This window comes from Chryseobacterium sp. Leaf201, from assembly GCF_001421435.1.
Lineage (GTDB): Bacteria > Bacteroidota > Bacteroidia > Flavobacteriales > Weeksellaceae > Chryseobacterium.
Genome location: NZ_LMKA01000075.1, coordinates 1 through 18614 on the forward strand (window position 1 = coordinate 1; position 18614 = coordinate 18614).

20 protein-coding genes are annotated in these 18614 nt (G+C 38.0%); 6 read left to right on the forward strand and 14 right to left on the reverse strand.

The window, feature by feature from the left end; genetic code table 11:
- Positions 1-305 precede the first annotated feature (305 nt).
- The 8 genes from ASE55_RS20120 to ASE55_RS10855 form a co-directional block, all read right to left on the reverse strand.
- A complete protein-coding gene (locus tag ASE55_RS20120; RefSeq protein WP_128414551.1) occupies positions 306-509 on the reverse strand; it encodes a hypothetical protein in 204 nt (67 codons plus the stop codon).
- 3 nt (positions 510-512) lie between these two features.
- Entirely contained in the window at positions 513-1025 is a 513-nt protein-coding gene (locus ASE55_RS10825) for a hypothetical protein (RefSeq protein ID WP_056219141.1), read from the reverse strand.
- Positions 1026-1310: 285 nt separating this feature from the next.
- On the reverse strand, positions 1311-2936 hold the full coding sequence (gene groL / locus ASE55_RS10830) for a chaperonin GroEL (RefSeq protein WP_056219144.1): 1626 nt from the start codon (positions 2934-2936) through the stop codon (positions 1311-1313).
- Between the two features lie 91 nt (positions 2937-3027).
- Entirely contained in the window at positions 3028-3381 is a 354-nt protein-coding gene (locus tag ASE55_RS10835; protein ID WP_056219147.1) for a four helix bundle protein, read from the reverse strand.
- A 32-nt stretch (positions 3382-3413) separates the two neighbouring features.
- Positions 3414-3692, reverse strand: a complete 279-nt coding sequence (groES, locus tag ASE55_RS10840) for a co-chaperone GroES (RefSeq protein WP_056219149.1) — start codon at positions 3690-3692, stop codon at positions 3414-3416.
- Positions 3693-3841: 149 nt separating this feature from the next.
- Positions 3842-4711: a hypothetical protein gene (locus ASE55_RS10845; protein WP_056219152.1), complete on the reverse strand. Its 870-nt coding sequence runs from the start codon at positions 4709-4711 to the stop codon at positions 3842-3844.
- A 73-nt stretch (positions 4712-4784) separates the two neighbouring features.
- Positions 4785-7172 carry a M1 family metallopeptidase gene (locus ASE55_RS10850; RefSeq protein WP_056219155.1) on the reverse strand — a complete coding sequence of 796 codons (2388 nt, stop codon included), beginning with the start codon at positions 7170-7172 and terminating at the stop codon, positions 4785-4787.
- Between the two features lie 67 nt (positions 7173-7239).
- The gene (locus tag ASE55_RS10855; RefSeq protein WP_056219158.1) at positions 7240-7818 is read right to left on the reverse strand and encodes a HupE/UreJ family protein; all 579 of its coding nucleotides are present in this window, start codon (positions 7816-7818) and stop codon (positions 7240-7242) included.
- A 66-nt stretch (positions 7819-7884) separates the two neighbouring features.
- On the opposite strand from ASE55_RS10855, the gene ASE55_RS10860 reads away from it, so the two are divergent.
- From ASE55_RS10860 to ASE55_RS10870, 3 genes are read left to right on the forward strand one after another with little or no spacing between them, the layout of a single operon-like run.
- Positions 7885-8136 (forward strand): hypothetical protein, encoded by a 252-nt coding sequence (locus ASE55_RS10860; RefSeq protein ID WP_056219161.1) that lies wholly within the window; start codon positions 7885-7887, stop codon positions 8134-8136.
- Positions 8112-8414, forward strand: a complete 303-nt coding sequence (locus ASE55_RS10865; protein WP_056219164.1) for a hypothetical protein — start codon at positions 8112-8114, stop codon at positions 8412-8414. Before ASE55_RS10860 ends, ASE55_RS10865 begins: the two co-directional genes overlap by 25 nt.
- Positions 8411-8911, forward strand: a complete 501-nt coding sequence (locus tag ASE55_RS10870; protein ID WP_056219167.1) for a DUF6702 family protein — start codon at positions 8411-8413, stop codon at positions 8909-8911. The genes ASE55_RS10865 and ASE55_RS10870 overlap by 4 nt, the downstream gene beginning before the upstream one ends.
- On the opposite strand, the gene ASE55_RS10875 is transcribed toward ASE55_RS10870, so the two are convergent.
- Genes ASE55_RS10875 through radA form a run of 4 tightly spaced genes read right to left on the reverse strand, consistent with a single transcriptional unit; the run spans position 8908 to position 12243 of the window.
- Positions 8908-9501: an ACP phosphodiesterase gene (locus ASE55_RS10875; protein WP_056219169.1), complete on the reverse strand. Its 594-nt coding sequence runs from the start codon at positions 9499-9501 to the stop codon at positions 8908-8910. The two genes, ASE55_RS10870 and ASE55_RS10875, sit on opposite strands and share 4 nt — an antisense overlap.
- A complete protein-coding gene (locus ASE55_RS10880) occupies positions 9498-10205 on the reverse strand; it encodes a VanW family protein (RefSeq protein ID WP_056219171.1) in 708 nt (235 codons plus the stop codon). Before ASE55_RS10880 ends, ASE55_RS10875 begins: the two co-directional genes overlap by 4 nt.
- Entirely contained in the window at positions 10202-10870 is a 669-nt protein-coding gene (locus tag ASE55_RS10885; protein ID WP_056219175.1) for a class I SAM-dependent DNA methyltransferase, read from the reverse strand. The genes ASE55_RS10880 and ASE55_RS10885 overlap by 4 nt, the downstream gene beginning before the upstream one ends.
- A gap of 23 nt (positions 10871-10893) precedes the next feature.
- Positions 10894-12243, reverse strand: a complete 1350-nt coding sequence (gene radA, locus ASE55_RS10890) for a DNA repair protein RadA (RefSeq protein ID WP_056219178.1) — start codon at positions 12241-12243, stop codon at positions 10894-10896.
- A 125-nt stretch (positions 12244-12368) separates the two neighbouring features.
- Here radA and ASE55_RS10895 point away from each other — a divergent pair, with 125 nt between their 5' ends.
- A complete protein-coding gene (locus ASE55_RS10895) occupies positions 12369-12938 on the forward strand; it encodes a YceI family protein (protein WP_056219181.1) in 570 nt (189 codons plus the stop codon).
- Between the two features lie 91 nt (positions 12939-13029).
- On the opposite strand, the gene ASE55_RS10900 is transcribed toward ASE55_RS10895, so the two are convergent.
- Complete coding sequence (locus ASE55_RS10900; RefSeq protein ID WP_056219184.1) at positions 13030-13821, reverse strand: phosphatase PAP2 family protein; 792 nt, start codon at positions 13819-13821, stop codon at positions 13030-13032.
- Positions 13822-14291: 470 nt separating this feature from the next.
- On the opposite strand from ASE55_RS10900, the gene ASE55_RS10905 reads away from it, so the two are divergent.
- Both ASE55_RS10905 and yidC read left to right on the forward strand, forming a co-directional pair.
- Positions 14292-15905 carry a CTP synthase gene (locus tag ASE55_RS10905; protein ID WP_056219188.1) on the forward strand — a complete coding sequence of 538 codons (1614 nt, stop codon included), beginning with the start codon at positions 14292-14294 and terminating at the stop codon, positions 15903-15905.
- Positions 15906-16081: 176 nt separating this feature from the next.
- Entirely contained in the window at positions 16082-17875 is a 1794-nt protein-coding gene (gene yidC / locus ASE55_RS10910; protein WP_056219191.1) for a membrane protein insertase YidC, read from the forward strand.
- A gap of 107 nt (positions 17876-17982) precedes the next feature.
- Here the strand turns inward: yidC and ASE55_RS10915 are convergent, their stop codons facing one another.
- Positions 17983-18567, reverse strand: coding sequence for a ribonuclease HII (locus ASE55_RS10915; RefSeq protein WP_056219194.1), 585 nt, complete (start codon positions 18565-18567; stop codon positions 17983-17985).
- Positions 18568-18614: the final 47 nt, after the last annotated feature.

The window sequence follows — 18614 nt, forward strand, 5'->3', positions numbered from 1 at the left end:
ATCAAATATGTATAAATTATAAATGCTTGTAAATTATTATATGATTTAGTTAGAAATTTTTTGTTAAGTTAATAGGGTATCGTTCACACATGAATAGTGTACTTCAAACTTTTAATTACTAATTTATATTCAAAAGCAATTTCCCTCCAGATATTAATTAATTTTCTTGTACAACAATATCATCCTATACACCTGCAATATGTTCTTCACATTTCATTCAGGTTGGCTTTTTGTGTAGGAGAAAACTTAAACTTAAATTTTGCACTTAACCACCATTGCATCGAACCACATTAGCTGTAGTATTGTTAATAATCAAGATTTACATTTAATTTTTTTGCCAATTTGTGTATTAAAGCTCCATTATTGTAATATTCAAGAACTCCAACGACAGTTTTGCACCATTGACATCTTACAAACATTAATTTGAAAGAAGAATCTTTTGGGGTTTCAATTACTGTTTCGAATCCAGGTTTTTGGCAATGAGGACATTTAGATATTGAAAAATTCATAATTTATATTTTTATAGTTAAACCTGAATTAATTTCGGGGAATAGTTGTGGAGAGATTCCTATTGAGTTTCTTAAATCTTCTAGTAAGTCAGTTGCATTTAAACTAGTTCCAATCAGCACTTCAGATTCAGGACGTGTCCAACTTGACTCTCTACCACGATATATTTTTACTTCGTCTTGATTTTGGTTCATAGCTCGTAAGCAGATTGCCCGAATATAATATCTATTAAATTCACTCTGACATAATAGACTTGCAGCATTACTTGGAACTTTCTTTGATTTTCCTTGTACTATCTCTGTATCGTTAAAATTACTGCTTTGAATTAATAGGTTGGTAAACGTTTCTTCATCTCCATTTTCTACAGATTCCAATAGATAATTTTGATAATTGTCTTTACCATTTTGATTTAATCTATTGCTTAAGTATAATTTACCATTACTAATATCTGAATTAATTTCATCAAGCATTAACTTTCTTGTTTCTTCATCAAGATTTAAAAATGTAAAATTTGCCATAATTTATTTTGTTGAGTTTATTTTGGTATTATTAAGTATAACCGTGTAGGTCAAGTACTAATTTGAATTCAAATAATAAAGGAATTTGTTCAATAAATTGTCGACATTACTTTAAAAGACAATTATAAATTCTGAAGATGGTATAAAAATAAAATAAGAAGTTAATTGATGTTGTTGCATGGTTTATTTAGTTTGATCAAATATAATTAAAAAAATAATACAAAATAAAAACCGCTCTACTTTTGTGGAGCGGTTAGTATATTAAATGGTCTCAGCGACACGCTGTTACATCATTCCCGGCATTCCACCACCCATTGGCATGGCTGGTTCGTCTTTTTTCACTTCAGTGATTACACATTCAGTGGTAAGAAGCATTCCGGAAACAGAAGCTGCATTTTCAAGGGCAACTCTGGTTACTTTCGTAGGATCAATTATTCCTGCTTCAAGCATGTTTACATACTCGTCGGTTTTTGCGTTGTATCCGAAATCAGCAGTTCCTTCCGCTACTTTCGCTACAATTACAGAACCTTCTCCGCCTGCGTTGGCAACGATTTGTCTTAACGGCTCCTCAATCGCTCTTTTCACGATTTTGATCCCTGTTGTTTCATCTGCGTTGATCCCTTCAAGATTAGCTAAAGCATCGATGGCTCTTACCAAAGCAACACCACCACCGGCAACAATACCTTCTTCAACGGCTGCTCTTGTTGCGTTTAATGCATCATCCACTCTGTCTTTTTTCTCTTTCATTTCCACTTCAGAAGCAGCACCTACGTAAAGTACGGCAACACCTCCGGCTAATTTAGCCAGTCTTTCCTGAAGTTTCTCTCTGTCGTAATCAGAAGTAGTGGTTTCCATCTGCGCTTTAATCTGGCTTACTCTGCCTTTGATTTTGCTTTCTTCACCGCCACCGTTTACAATGGTTGTGTTGTCTTTATCAATGGTTACTTTTTCAGCCGTTCCCAGCATATCCATGGTAATGTTTTCCATGGTGAAACCCTGCTCTTCAGAAACTACGGTACCGCCTGTTAAGATCGCGATATCTTCCAACATTGCTTTTCTTCTGTCTCCGAATCCAGGAGCTTTTACAGCAGCAATTTTAAGAGATCCTCTTAATTTGTTCACCACTAAAGTAGCCAAAGCTTCGCCTTCCACTTCTTCAGAGATGATTAATAAAGATTTTCCTCCCTGTGCAATAGGCTCAAGAACCGGAAGCAATTCTTTCATGGAAGAGATTTTTTTCTCTACCAAAAGGATGTACGGGTTTTCTACCTCAGCAACCATTTTCTCTGGGTTGGTAACGAAATAAGGCGACTGGTAACCTCTGTCAAACTGCATCCCTTCTACAACGTCTACTGTTGTATCGATTCCTTTTGCTTCTTCTACCGTAATTACCCCTTCTTTACCTACTTTCCCGAACGCCTCAGCGATCAAAGATCCGATGGTTTCATCATTATTTGCAGAAACGGAAGCTACCTGCTTCACCATTTCTGTAGAATCTCCAACTTCTTTAGACTGTTCTTTAAGGTTAGCCACCACTGCAGTTACAGCTTTGTCGATCCCTCTTTTTAAGTCCATTGGGTTTGCCCCTGCTGCAACGTTTTTAAGGCCTTCTCTTACGATAGCCTGTGCCAGAACGGTAGCGGTAGTAGTACCGTCTCCTGCGATATCATTGGTTTTGGAAGCTACTTCTTTCACCATCTGCGCTCCCATGTTTTCCACACGGTCTTCAAGTTCGATTTCTTTTGCTACGGAAACCCCGTCTTTGGTTACGTGGGGAGCCCCGAAAGATTTTTCAATAACTACGTTTCTCCCTTTTGGTCCCAACGTAACTTTTACTGCATTAGCCAATGCGTCAACCCCTCTTTTTAAAGCGTCTCTAGACTCGATATCGAATTTTATTTCTTTTGCCATTGTTTTAAAGCTTTTGGCTTTAGGCTTTAAGCGGTAAGCTTTCCCTAAAGCGATTAAATTTTTATTTTAGTAAAGGCTTTACACCTGAAAATTATTTGATTAGTTTTAATCTTAACTGATATATTCTTCTTTTAACTGTAGTCAATTCTTCATTAATTCTTTCAAAATCTTCTGTTTTCAGATATTTCAAATCTTTAGCAAGAAGCAGTAAATATTCTGATTCGCTAAGTGAACCGATTGCGATATTTAAAAACTGAGCAAATTCTTTATCTGAATTTCTGCCGCAGCCTTCTGCAATATTGTTCGGGATTGAAACAAATGAACGTCTGATCTGTGATATTAAGCTAAATAATTCTTCTTTCGGAAAAGTTGAAGTTATCTGATAAATGTCTAAAACAATTTTATGACTTGATTGCCAAACATCGTATTTTTTGAAGTCTCTCATGAAGCTTACTGCTTACAGCTAAATGCTTATGGCTACCCAATAATTCCTAAAAGATCTCCTTCTTTTACAATTAAATAATCTTTTCCATCCAGTTTTAATTCAGAACCTGAATATTTACCGTAAAGAACTTTGTCACCTACTTGTACCGTGGTAGGCTCATCTTTTTTTCCTGGGCCTGCTGCTACCACTGTTCCTTCCTGTGGTTTTTCTTTTGCCGTGTCCGGGATAATAATACCTGAAGCTGTTTTAGTTTCTGCAGCGATCGGCTCGATCAAAACTCTGTCTGCTAATGGTTTAAAGTTTACTGACATAATATATTTAATTTTTTAATTATTCTGTCTTGTAATTGGCTAAATGTATGCCATCACCGGTCTTTGTCTGAAATGGCAGAATTTTTTTAGGCTGATGTGAAATTTTGGCAGAAAAAAACCTCCGGAATTCTGAAGGTTAAATATTGAATTTATCTGCTGCATTTTTTATTGTAATCGTCTACCAGTTTTAAATAGGGATCTATTCCGTATTCTGCATCAATTTTCATTTGGAGAAAATCTTCTTCTCCTTTATCTTTTGTGTTTTTGCGGATCTGCTTCTTTTTTTCTTCCTTGTCATAGTACATTTGTTTCTGGTCTTTCGTTAAACGCTTTTCAAAAACCTTCATGGTTTCATCAATATTCGACTGAAATTCCGGACAGTCTTTTGTGGATTCCTCCAACGTTTTTTTAAACTTGGCTTCCAGTTTCCCTAAATTAAAAATATTCATTCTGTTTATATCGAATGGCAGGTAAGCGTACTCATTGTTTGAACTTTTAAGGTAGGGAATGAATAAAGTAGTCAGGTATTTTGTAGCGGCACCTGTGGAGTATAGGCTGGGCTGACCATATGCAACCAGCGTGATTCCGTAAAGATTCAGTTTTCCTTCCTGTTCCAAAGGTAAAATGACTGTTTTATTGAGATCTACCACTTCATTTTTAGAATTGATGGTCTTAAGTTTCATTTTATCATAAACCAACCGTTCAGATCCATCTGTATTCAGTAGTATAATTCTCTTTACATCAGCAATGTTAATGATCTGAATAGCGGAACCCGCTTCTTCTTTGAATTTAAATTCCTTAGTGTCATATTTTAGATATTTTTCAATGCTGCTAAAAGATTGCATGTCAGTATTATAAAATCTCTGAGAATGGAAATCCTGAAGAAACCCTGTTTTGATCGTTCCGTTTTCTAAAATAATTTCAGCACCCATTAATTTCTTCTTGCCGAAGTACACATCCGATTGAGAGAATATGAAGATTGAAAATAAGATACAGAATAAAGCAGTAATTTTTTTCATGGTTTTAAATTCTAATAAGTCGCAAAGCTAAAAAAAAAGTACCCAGATGTTGGGTACTTTTTATCAATTATTTTCAGTTTTTCTTTCCTGCGGCCTGCATGGGGTTGACCCTGCCGCTGGAAGCGCCTCTTGTGCTTCCGGCTTCTTTCTGTTTAAACAGATCGAATTTGGAAACCTGGGTGTTGCCACCGTCATTGCTCCAGAAATTGTTTGAGGTATCAATGTCAGCAGTTTCCCTCATCGGATCCAGCTGGATAGATTTTAGTTTCTTGTCAAAATAATAGGTTTTGGATACCTTCTGTTCATTCAGCCTCCATATCTGGGCAGAAGATTTATCGGTTACTTTGGTTCCGTCTTCAAAGGTAAACTCAAGGATTAATGGCATTACCAGTCCGCCCTTATTGGTGAAATCAATCTGATAGGCGGTAAGGTTTTTAAATTTATCTTTTTCCTTTTGTGTTAAAGGTTCGGTACCTTCAAGCTTGAAGCTGTATTCCTTGGTATTGTCTACTTTTTCCTGTCCTCTGTCATACCGGTAATAGAAATCCTGGGCTTCTTTGTCCTGGTCTACGTAGAAGGTAGTATTCTTATCGGCTCTGTTCCTGATTTTAGAGATGTCTTCAAAATCATTCTGGGCAGGCTTCTCTACTTTATATTTTATTTCTTTGGTTTCCCTCGGAGCAGTATTTAAATCAGGGGCTGCAACAGTTACTTTGTCAATGGCAATGTCTACAGGATCTGTCCCATAGAACCAGCCTCTCCAGAACCAGTCCAGGTCTTCGCCACTGGCATCTTCCATCGTTCTGAAGAAATCAGCAGGTTCAGGATGCCTGAATGCCCATCTTTTGGCATATGTTTTAAACGCTTTATCGAAAAGTTCCCTTCCCATAATGGTTTCACGGAGAATGTTCAATCCTGTGGCCGGCTTTGAATAGGCATTCGGACCGAATTGAATAATATTTTCAGAATTACTCATGATCGGCTCCAGCTGGTCTTTCGGCAGCTTCATGTAATCCACAATTGTCCAGGCCGGACCGCGTTTTGAAGGGAATTTATTGTCCCAGCGCTCTTCCGTAAGGTATTCCACAAACGTATTCAGCCCTTCATCCATCCATGACCATTGTCTTTCGTCTGAGTTGATGATCATCGGAAAGAAATTGTGTCCTACTTCATGGATTACCACGCCCAGCATCCCGTTCTTAATCCCTTCGGAATAGGTACCGTCTTTTTCCGTTCTTCCGTAGTTAAAGCAGATCATCGGGTATTCCATTCCATTGGCAGCTTCCACCGACTGTGCTACCGGATATGGATACGGAATCGTAAACTCCGAATACGTTTTAATCGTATGCGCAACAGCCTTTGTTGAATATTTTCTGTATAAGTTGTAAGCTTCTTTCGGATAGAAACTCATCGCCATTACTTTATTGTTGTTTTCAGGAATGGTAACGCCCATTCCGTCCCAGACAAATTTTCTGGAGGAAGTCCAGGCAAAATCCCTTACGTCATTCGCTTCGAAGTTCCAGGTTTTTCTTTGTTTTGAATGATTCTTCTCCGCTTTTTTAGCTTCATCCAGCGTAACAATCTCAACCGGCTCTGCTGCTGTTTTGGATTTGTTGTATCTCGCCAGTTGATCAGACGTTAATACCTGATCGTAGTTTTTACATTCTCCGGTTCCGCCTACCACATGGTCTGCAGGAACGTTCATGGAAACTTTAAAGTTCCCGAAAACCAGGGCAAATTCTCCACGTCCTGTAAACTGGTGGTTCTGCCAGCCGTGGAAATCGCTGTATACACACATTCTCGGATACCACTGGGTCATGGTATAAAGGTCGTTTCCGTCTTCGGCAAAATTTTCATAACCGCCGCGGCCGCCCATTTTTATCCTGTTCGGGATATTGTAGTTCCAGTCTATTTTAAAAACCAGCTTATCTCCTTTTTTCAGGACTTTAGGCAGGTCAATACGCATCATGGTTTTATTGACGGTATATTTCAGGGGCGTTCCGGAAGCATCGGTCACTTTTTCAAGGTTTACGCCGTATCCGTTATCCGAAAGGGGGAGTTCTGTCGGGCGCAGCTGCTGGTCATTGGATGCCTTCGGAAGGGTAGAAGAGGAAGGGAAATCTGCTTTTTTTACCGTCGACTGCTGGTTTTCGTCCAGTTGCAGCCAGATATAATCCAGGTCGTCCGGGGAATTATTGTAATAGGTAATGGTTTCAGAACCTTTAAGGTTTCTTTTATCTTCATCAAGATATGCCGTGATATTGTAGTCGGCCCTGTTTTGCCAGTAGCCGTGCCCGGGTGCTCCCGAAGCCGTTCTGTAAATATTGGGTGTAGGAAGAATGGTTCCCAGCTGTTCAAATCTGTTTCCGTGGTTACTCCCCGGATTGTTCTGAATATTTTGTGCGGTGAAACCTGTATACGTAAATACAGAAAGGGAAAGTATGGCAACTTTTAGTTTCATAACCGAAATTGTTTAAGGATTTTCAAATATAATAATAAGTAGTTGAAAAGTCGGAAATGTTTCAGCCTTAAAAAGGAATTCTTTCCAGCGTCATTTTTAATGATAACGCAAAGACTCCTGAAGAGACAAAAAGCACCCAGTCTTTCTGATTGACTTTAAAAACTTTAAGCAGGATAAACAGCAGGATTAAAATACCGAAAACAATGGCAATCTGTCCTAATTCCAAACCGATATTAAAACCCAAAAGCGGAACGGCAATACTCTGGCTCTTGGCAATCATTACCCTTGCGGTATTGGCGAAACCCATCCCGTGAATCAGTCCGAAAATCAGTGCCAGGTAATAATTGGCAGTCATCAGCGTCTGTTTTTTATTTTTCATCAGGATGTTATCCAGTGAGGTGATGACAATCGTCAGCGGAATCAGGAATTCTACCCAGGCGGAATTGATCCTTACAATGTCAAAAATGCTCAGCGCCAGCGTCACGGAATGCCCGATGGTAAAAGCCGTAACCAGAATTAAGATTTTCTTCAGGTCATTAAAAGAATATACGGCAATTAAAGCCAGTACAAAAAGCTGATGGTCCAGTGCATCCAGCGAAATAATATGCTCCCAGCCCAGGTTGAGGTAAAATAAAAAGTCCTGCATTGTTAAATTATTTTTCGAAATGCGATGATACAAAATTTATTTTAACTTTGTTGAAAATTCATCGTCATGATCGTAAATATAGAACTTGAAAATGCAGAAGATTTTGTTTTCATCAAACAGCTTTTAGAAAGAATAAAAGGCGTGAAATCTGTTTCTGTAAAGGAAGAAGAAGAATTTTATGAGGACGGAATGCCAAAACACGTTATTGATAAGCTGGCAGATTATGCAGACCGCCTGGAAGAAAAAGATATGGTTTCTGAAGAAGAGTTTTTTAAATATATAGATGATGAAATATGCAGATTGAACTCTCAAAAGTAGCGAAACAGACTTTGCGCCACCAGATTGAGTTTCTTGAAAAAACATGGAGTAATAAAGAAGTTATCACTTTTCTTCAGGATGTCAAACGTGTTTCAGCTGATTTAAAAGAGGACAGATTTAAACATTATCAAAAATATACTAAAGACATTTATTCAGCATTAATCGGTAAAAAGCATATACGCATGTTCTTCAGGAAAGAAAATAACCGGACGGTAAAAGTCCTGCTTTTCTTTGACATGAGACAGGATCCACAAAAAATAATTGATTTATTGCCATGAAAAAAATACTTTTTCTGTTATTTCCCTTACTGCTGCTTTTTTCTTTTACCAAAGCGAAACATCCTTATCATGTAGGATCAGTGGAAATTAACTATAATCCGAAGTCTAAAACTTTTGAAGTAACAGGACGTTTTTTTCTTGATGACCTTGAAAACGGGCTGAATGAAAAATACGGAAAATCACTGCATTTCAATGATCCGAAATTTAAGGCACCGCTTCAGGAAGCACTTAAAAATTATTCAGCAGAATACTTTAAGCTTAAAGCCAACAATACATTTCTCAAAGTAAACTTCATTGGTTATGAAGAAGACCATGAATCGGTAAATATTTATCTGGAATCTGAAAAAATTGACAATCCCAAAAAGGTAGAAGCAGCCGTAAGCTTTCTTTATAACCTGTTTGACGATCAGATGAATATTGTCCACATCATTGTCAACGGAGAAAGGAAAAGTGAGAGACTGACATATCCAAACCGTTATTTATTTCAACAATTTTAGTTTTCCAGCTGTAAAAGCGCGTTGATTCCTTTGGCATGTTCAAGCAGATCAGGAAAAAAATCGTCATAGCATTTTTGAAGCACATCTTTATGGTCAAGGAAAGCTTCAAATACAGGAATGTCTTTATCTAAATACTTTGCTTTATTCAATACATTCCGCATGCTGAATTTGATATTCTGGTCCTGGCGGTAATGGTAGAGCCAGTCGTCCTGTTCCATTTTTTCAAGCATCCTTCTGAAATTTTCAGGCAGAAATTCATAATGCTCATTCAAAACCCGGTATACTTTCCGTGAATGATCTTTCCAGCCTTTTAATGTTTTTAACTGTAAATCATTGGCCACAAAGTAATCCATCGCCACATCTACAAAAGCCCCGGCATATAACCTTACCAGAGGGGCAAATACTTTTTTGGCTTCATGGATGGCCGGATGAGAATCTGTGAAGGTATCAATGGCACGGTGCAGGGTAATCCCGTCCTGAATATCTTTCGGGAAAGAATACCGGTCTTTATTCCGGATAAAATCTTCCAGGAACTGCCCGACGATCTGCCCGTCGGTAAAAGTGAGAAAGGAATGTGCCAGATAATTCATAAACGAATATAGAAATTTTTAAATAAAATCTCGTTATTGCTTAATGTTTCTACCCAGACCCCTTTTTCAGTTTCAGACGCTTTGAAACCGATTGTATGCAAAATAATTTCGTTAGGTGATATCAGGCTAAGCGAAAGATGTTCATCATTCAGGGAACATCTCAGCTGAACGGGAAACGGGAACGGATTCTCGATCTGCAGATCTTTATATCCATAAACTACGGTACAGTCTGAACCTAGGGGTGTAAAACGTTCATGCTCCTTATAAATATCCATTGAATGTGGAAATCGTTCAATAATTTTTAAGCCGGATTTTAAAGCCAGAAAATAGATAATTGAAGAAAACTGACAAATGCCGCCGCCGAAATCACTTGAAATATGGTTTTTAATTAAATTTCTTCCCAGCCTGAAATGATTCTTTTCATCAGGCTTGCCTATTAATTTCCAGAAAGAAAAAACTTCGTTGGGCTTAATGATTAAATTGTTGATCTTATTGCTGACAATTTGTAAATTATGAATCTTATTCTGATGGTATTCACCTTTGTTAATGACCTGCCGGAGTTCAGTCTTATGTTCTCCGATATCTTCCGGGCTGTAGCTTTTTGAATAGACATATTGAGTCTTCTTCTCACTAATATACCTCTGCAAGAGCTTTATCTGGACTTTCCAGCGGTAGGGCAGCCATTTTTTCAGTTGTCGTTTCATATTTTTTCCAGGACTGCAATATGATAGGAAGCCCATCTTTTCAGGAATGTTTTACACAGTAAAATATCCGGCAGAAGAAAATATTTCCGTATGCTTTTTGGCAGCCTATGAATCGGGAACAATAAAATTCCCTTTGTATTTTTTAATTTCCATTGACCTTCTGAGAATTGTAAAATTTCTGCAGTGTTAAAACGGTTACCGGCGTGCCAATCTTCCTGTGGAGAAATGGCTTTTCGTCTGCTTTTGGTAGGATAATCAAAGAGTAAAATCCCGCTCTTGTTTAATTTCTGATGGCATTCATTTAAAAATAATTTTGTTTCAATTTTAGTCTGATGCATAATGACATGGAAACAAAAAATACAGTCAAATTCATCATCAAAAGGAATTTTTGAGATTTCTCCTTTCAATAAAACTTTTCCGGGATATTTTTCCTTAGCAATATTCAGCATCTTTATACTGAAATCTGTTCCGTGAGTTGCAAAGTCCAGCAACCGGCCGGTACCGCATCCCAAATCAAGAATTCTTGAATATTTTTTATTTCTAAAAAAAGCAGTTAAGAAATTTTTTTCCTGTTGATCAATATATTGTCCATAGGAGTTTCCGAAACGGTTCTCATCATAGGTTTTCGCAAGGCTGTTGTAATAATCAAGAATACCGTTTTTCATCATTAAATATTTGCGTTCTTGGGTTAGAATAACCTTTCATGGAAATCCTCAATTTTACTCACTTCTTCAATCTTGATCCCGAATTTCTTCTTGGGAAGTTTATTTAGATTAGAGACGAAAATCTTTTCATAGCCTAATTTCTCTGCTTCGGTAATTCTCTGCTCGGCCTGTGCAATCGGCCTGATTTCTCCGCTCAGCCCGATTTCCCCTGCAAAACAGTAATGCTCAGAGATGGCGATGTCTTCATTGGAAGAAAGGATAGAAGCTACCACGGCCAGATCCAGTGCCGGGTCATCGGTTTTAATTCCCCCGGTGATATTTAAAAAAACGTCTTTTGCACCCAACTGGAAACCTGCTCTTTTTTCCAGGACTGCTAGAAGCATATTCAGCCTCTTGGCATCAAATCCGGTAGAACTTCTTTGCGGCGTACCATAAACGGCTGTACTTACCAGTGCCTGGATTTCCAAGAGCATCGGGCGGTTGCCCTCTAATGTGACAGCAACGGAGTTTCCGGAAAGCTCTTCAAATTTTTTGGTAATTAAGATTTCAGAAGGGTTTTTAATTTCTTTCAGTCCCTGGGAAACCATTTCATAGATCCCGATTTCGGCAGTAGACCCGAAACGGTTCTTATTCGCTCTTAATAAACGGAAAAGATGGTTTCTGTCGCCATCAAAGTTCAGTACCACATCTACCATGTGTTCCAGTACTTTCGGGCCTGCAATCTGTCCGTCTTTGGTAATGTGGCCTACCAGAAAAACAGGGACATTGTTTTCTTTGGCGTATTTGATGATTTCATTTGAGCATTCCCTGATCTGGGAAACGGTTCCCGGTGAGCTTTCAATCAGCTGGGACTGTAAAGTCTGAATAGAATCGATGATAACGAAATCCGGCTCCAGCTTTTTCGCTTCATGAAGGATTTTTTCCAGAGAGGTTTCCGTGAAAAGAAAGCAGTTCGGATTCTGGATATCCGTTAACCGGTCGGCCCTCATCTTGATTTGTGAGGCACTTTCTTCCCCGGAAACATAAAAGATTTTTTTCTTCATTTTCAGGGCTAACTGAAGAAGCAGGGTTGATTTGCCAATTCCCGGCTCACCACCGATTAAAGTGACAGAACCTAATACAATACCGCCTCCGAGTACCCGGTTCAGTTCTTCGGAAGGGGTTTTGATTCTCGGTTCTTCACTGGTTTCAACCTCAATGATATTGATTACGTTTTGTTTTAATTTTGAAAACGGCGGTGTTTTGGATGAGGTTTTTTCAACGACTTCCTCCACCAGGGTGTTCCATTCTCCGCAGTTCTTGCATTGTCCCATCCATTGGGAGTACTGGGTTCCGCAGTTCTGACAGAAATATGCTGTTCTTAATTTTGCCATACTGTAAAATTATGAAAAAACTCAGCATCAAAAAATTTAAATAAACAGTAAAAACTACCATAGGTCAATGTCCGGTTATTATAATCAGCATACATTTGTCTAAGATTAATCTAAAAATATATACAATGAAAAAAGTATTCTTAACTTTTGTATTTGCACTTTTAAGTGTTGTGGGTTTTGCACAGACCGTTTGGCAGACCGACCCGATGCATTCTTCGGTAAATTTCAATATCAAACACATGGGGATCAGCTTTGTGCAGGGAAGATTTGATAAATTTGAAGGAAAAGCCATAACGAAAGCCAGTAATCTGGACAATGCACAGCTTTCTTTCGTAGTGGAGGTAAACTCCATCAATACAGCAGTTGAAATGAGGGATAAGCATTTGAAAAGTGCCGATTTCTTTGACAGTGAAAAGTTTCCGGCAATGACGTTTGAATCAAGCTCTTTAGCCAAGGATAAAAACAATGTGTATACTTTAAAAGGAAAACTGACGATTAAAGATGTTTCTAAAGAGATCAGTGTTCCGGTAACGTTTGGCGGGATAACGAAGAACCAGCAGGGAAAAGAGGTAATGGGCTTCCAGACCACATTTAAAGTAAACCGTCTGGATTATAACATTAAATATGACCCAACGGGAGCGGGCGTAGCTAAAGATGTTGATGTTAACCTATATTTTGAGTTAATTAAGCAATAGGACTTTTATATATAATTTTGGTGTAGTAGAAAGGTTTTCAACATATTGAAAACCTTTTTCTTGTATAAAGATAAACTACGGGACTACTGTTTTACTGAATTTTTTGTGGATTACTTTTCTGATGGTAATAACCGGTAATAATGGTTACCAATGCAGGCAATAAAAGGATGAATCCCTCAGCTCCGATGTATTTACTGAGCAGTAAAGCCGCTGAAATGAGGATCCATCCTGATAGGAAATAATAATTTGCCACCCGGAAATTCCGGTATTCAGGATCATGTTTGCGATAAGGAATGATGATAAAAGTAATGTGTGCAAGAATGGCTCCGGTTAAAATATCAATCAGATGATGCTGATAAGTGGTAAGTGTCGAAACTCCCAGAAGGATCAGCCAGACCATTAAGAAAATCCGCCATTTTGTAAGCCCTTTGAATACTGACCAGAATATAAATGCAAAAGCAATATGAAGCGATGGGGACTGGTTGAAGGGTGAATCAAAAGCTTCTAAAAACGAAAAAGGCAGTCCCAGAATAACATGCGGAACTTCAGGTTTTGCAAATGAAAACCGTAAAGGAACCGTAATGAAAAATATTCCTGCCGTAACAGTTGCAAAAATCATTCTCCATGTTAATATTTTTAATTGATTTTTATTTTTACAAGAAAAAAATACAACGCAGAAAAAAAGTCCGCTTGCCATGTACGGAATGATCGACAAAGGCATGAACGGAATAGATTTTTCAAAATCGAAAGTGAATGACGGCACATCATCTAAAGAAGAAGCATACCACGTGCAAAAATTGTAAACAGCGATGAATACAATGGTACATAAGGTTAATGCAAAGGCCTGCTGCCGGATTTTCAGTTGCTTTTCATTCAGTCGCATTTCTTAATGTCATGATATTTAAAAATAAAGAGAGAAGGCCTGATCGTGAATTCACCATCCATTTATTTTGAAAAGTAAAATAATTAATTTTTTGTTTTTTAACCGTCTTGGAGATAATTTTTAGGTAAGCTAAAAAAGGTTTTTGCTTAAACCATAACGATTGCAGTCAGGAAAATTCAAAAAGGTTTCAGGATTCTGCAGATAGCAGAATAAGGCAGGCTGTAATCGGATCAGCCGTAAATTTATTTTTACGTGTAAAAGAATGGTATAGGACTGAGCGGCTGTTGCAACTTTGGCTTGAGTGATATACAGAAATCATTATTTTAATGGCTTTTTTGCGTGTTGATAAGATTAAATACAGATAAAAAGTTTCGTTAAATTTAAGAAAATAATTGCTATTTCTCAAATTGATAAATCTAAAAAATTGCTTTGTCTTTCTTTTTCCCATAACTTTGCACAAACCTAATCTAATGAGTAAAAAGAATACAAAGTACATCTTTGTGACAGGAGGTGTAACTTCATCTTTGGGGAAAGGAATCGTTTCTGCTTCTCTGGGACTTCTGCTAAAATCACGCGGCTTTAATGTAACGATCCAGAAATTAGATCCTTATATTAATATCGACCCGGGAACACTGAATCCTTATGAACACGGAGAATGCTATGTAACCGAAGATGGTGCGGAAACGGATCTGGATTTAGGTCATTATGAGCGTTACCTTGATGCTCCCACTTCCCAAAACAACAACGTTACCACAGGGAAAATTTATCAGACGGTTATTGAAAAAGAAAGAAAAGGAGACTTCCTTGGGAAAACCGTTCAGGTTATTCCTCATATTACCAATGAAATTAAAAGGAGAATTAAAATCTTATCCAAACAGAACTACGATATCATTATTACTGAAATCGGGGGAACGGTTGGCGATATTGAATCTCTGCCTTACATAGAAACAGTCCGTCAGCTGAAATGGGAACTGGGTGAGAAAAATTCCATGGTGATTCACCTTACCTTACTGCCTTATCTGGCTTCAAGCGGGGAATTAAAGACAAAACCTTCACAACACTCTGTCCGTCAGTTGATGGAAAGCGGAATTATGGCAGACGTCCTGGTATGCAGAACGGAACATAAAATCCCAAAAGACCAGAGAGCGAAACTTGCCCAGTTCTGCAATGTTCCTTTGGATAATGTGATTGAATGTAAAGATCTTGAAACGATCTATGAAGTACCGATGTATCTTCAGAAGCAGAATTTTGATGATGTGGTTTTAAAAGAGCTGGATCTGAAAAGTGATAAGGAAGCTGATCTTAAGGACTGGAAAACATTCCTTAAAAAATTCCAGAACCCGAAAAGAACCGTAGAAATTGCATTGGTAGGAAAATATATTTCCCTTCAGGATTCCTATATTTCTATTGCGGAAGCTTTCAAGCATGCCGGTGCCGACTTGGAAACTGAAGTAAAGATCAGATGGGTGTACAGCGGTGACTTAACCAGTGAAAATATCAAAGAAACTTTAGCAGGCGTAAACGGAATTTTAGTAGCTCCGGGCTTTGGCGACAGAGGGATTGAAGGAAAAATTCTGACAGCGCAATATGCAAGGGAAAATAAAGTGCCGATGTTGGGGATCTGCCTGGGAATGCAGATTATGACGATTGAATTTGCCAGAAATGTGTTGGGATATTCAAAAGCCAACTCTATGGAATTTGATACATCTACGGAACATCCGGTGATTTCATTAATGGAAGAACAGAAAAATGTAGTAGACAAAGGAGGTACCATGCGTCTCGGAGCTTGGAAATGTTCCCTGAAAAACGGGTCTGCAATGAATGATATCTACGGAAGCAAAAATATTACGGAAAGACACCGTCACCGGTATGAATTCAACAGTGATTATATCGGGGAGTTTGAAATGAATGGTTTCCTGGCAACAGGAACTAATCCGGAAACAGGTTTGGTGGAAGCATTGGAAATGCCGAACCACCCATTCTATGTTGGGGTTCAGTATCACCCGGAATACAAGAGTACGGTAGCAACACCGCATCCGCTGTTCAGGGCTTTTATCAAAGCGTGCGGTAAAGAAGTAAAGTAATTGTAAGATTACAGGCGTCATAAATAAACTCAGGTTGATTATTATCAGCTTGAGTTTATTATATAGTAATATATTATAAGGTAGAGTTTTGATAAAAAAACAGTATTTTTGTCGACTCAAAATGTATAACCACATGTTATACATTATTTAATAGGTAAAATTTTAATTAAGATAAAATGCAACAGAACAACGGACTCGATAAAAGTCAAATGATTAGTTTTGCGGTTTTATGTTTGGTTCTTTTTGGTTTCATGTTTTATTTTCAGAACAAACAATCAAAGGAAGAAGAGGTAAAAGCTCAGCAACAGAAAACTGAACAGGCTAGAAATCCTGTAAAACCAACTCAGGCAAGCAATATCAATCCAAATGTAACTCCCAGTGCGATTCAGACCGCCCATCTTTCCAATAAAGAACTGAATATTGAGTTCGCCGGTTTAGGAGGTCAGGTTTCCAAAGTGGAACTTGCAGAATACAAAGCATACGATCATAAGACAGATAAAGCAGATCTTCCGCTTTTACTGATCACAAAAAACAATTCCGACTACGGGTTCCAGTTTAAAGATAAAACAGGAAAAGTAATCAATACCAAAGATTTGGTTTTTGCTCCGGCCGTTAACGGTAATGCGGTAACCATGACTGCTGATTATAACGGAGCTGTTATTCAGTTTGTCTATACATTGCTGGATAAATACAGACTGGATTTCAAAGTAAGAACGCAGGGGCTTGCAAAAGTAACGGCTGATACCAAAGCTGATTTTATCTGGAACTATAATGTAAGAAACCTGGAAAAGGGTAGGGCTCAGGAACAGTCTCACTCAGAATTTTCTTATGCTTTCAATAATTATAAAGACTATGATTATGACGGAAGAACAACCATGGAAGAAGAAAAGGAAACGTTGAACTGGATTGGTGTAAAGCAACAGTTTTTTACTTCTGTCATCGAAGCTAAGAGTGGGTTTACCCAGAGTAAGGGAAATCAGGAAAATATTGAAGAAGGAGAATATCTGAAAAAACTGAATTATGAAGGTTTCGTTCAGATGACCGGAAATGAACTGAACCAGGATTTCACCTGGTATTTCATGCCGCTGGATTTACCGTTATTAAAATCTTACGATAAAAACTTTGACGAAATTTTGCCGTTGGGTTGGTCTTTCATCGGATGGATGAACAGAGGGTTCTTTATTCCTATTTATAATTTCATTGCTTCATGGGGTGTAACAGCCGGTTGGGCAATCTTTTTACTGACGATCCTTGTTAAACTGATCTTGTCACCAATTATGTATAAGCAGCATAAACTAAGTGCAATGATGAGGGTAATCCGTCCAGAAATTGATGAGGTAAATGCCAAACTGAAAGATGCAGATCCGATGAAAAAGCAGCAGGCAACCATGGAAGTGTACAGGAAAGCAGGAGTCAACCAGATGGCAGGATGTTTACCAGCGTTGGTGCAGATCCCGATTTTCTATGCTTTATTCCGTTTCTTCCCGAACTTTATTGATTTGAGAGGACAGGGATTCTGGTTTGCGAAAGATCTTACGGCTTATGACGACCTTATTAAATTACCGTTTAAAATTCCGTTCTTAGGCGATCACTTAAGTGTATTTGCCATTGCGTGTACCATTGTCATTTTAATTTACACCATTATGACTTCAGGAAATATGCAGCAGCCACAGCAGGAAGGTATGCCGAACATGAAGGTATTGATGTATATTTTCCCGATTACATTCCTGTTCTTCTTAAACACGTCCGCATCCGGATTGTCATGGTATTATTTTGTATCCAATGCAATTAACATTTTGATTATTCTGGTCATTAAATATATAATTCTGGATGAGAAGAAAATTCATGCCCAGATTCAGGCCAACAAAGAAAAGCCGAAGGCTGAAGGTAAGTTTCAGAAGCGCATGAGAGAGATGATGGAGAAAGCTCAGGAACAGCAGAAATATCAGGAGCAGAAAAAGAAGAAATAATAATTAATTTGATCATACAACAGAAAGAGAAGCCATTATAGCTTCTCTTTTTATTTGTACATATAATAAGGCATAATTAACCTTGTTAACAATTTCGTTTCTTTTTGTTAATCATATTTTAACCTGAAAGACTGCCGGTGGTATTTTGTAGGCCCGAATTTTATGAGTGCTTCCTGATGTTTTTTGGTTGCATAGCCAAAATTGGTATCCCAGCCGTACTCAGGATGCTCGTCGTGGAGTTCAATCATTAACCGGTCCCTGTAGTTTTTTGCCAATATAGAAGCGGCTGCAATCGAAAGCACTTTTGAATCCCCTTTAATAATACATTCATGCGGGATATAATTATAAGGATGGAATTTGTTACCGTCTACCAAAATCAGTTCAGGCCGTATGGTTAATTTATCCAGCGCATGATGCATAGCATGAATGCTGGCATTGAGAATATTATGCTGATCAATGAAACCGGCAGGCAGTTCAGCGATGGCATAATCTTTAGCATGGTCTTTAATATATTGGTCAAGACCCAATCTGGTTTTAAAATTCAGTTTTTTTGAATCGTTAACTAAATTTTGGTTAAAATTTTCATCCAGGATCACGGCAGCAGCTACCACAGGCCCGCATAAGCAACCCCTACCTACTTCATCACACCCTGCTTCAACGTAAAAAACCGACCATTTTTTTAACAAATCCATAATTATGTTACACCCTAAAATATAAAAACATGTAAAATTAAATATTT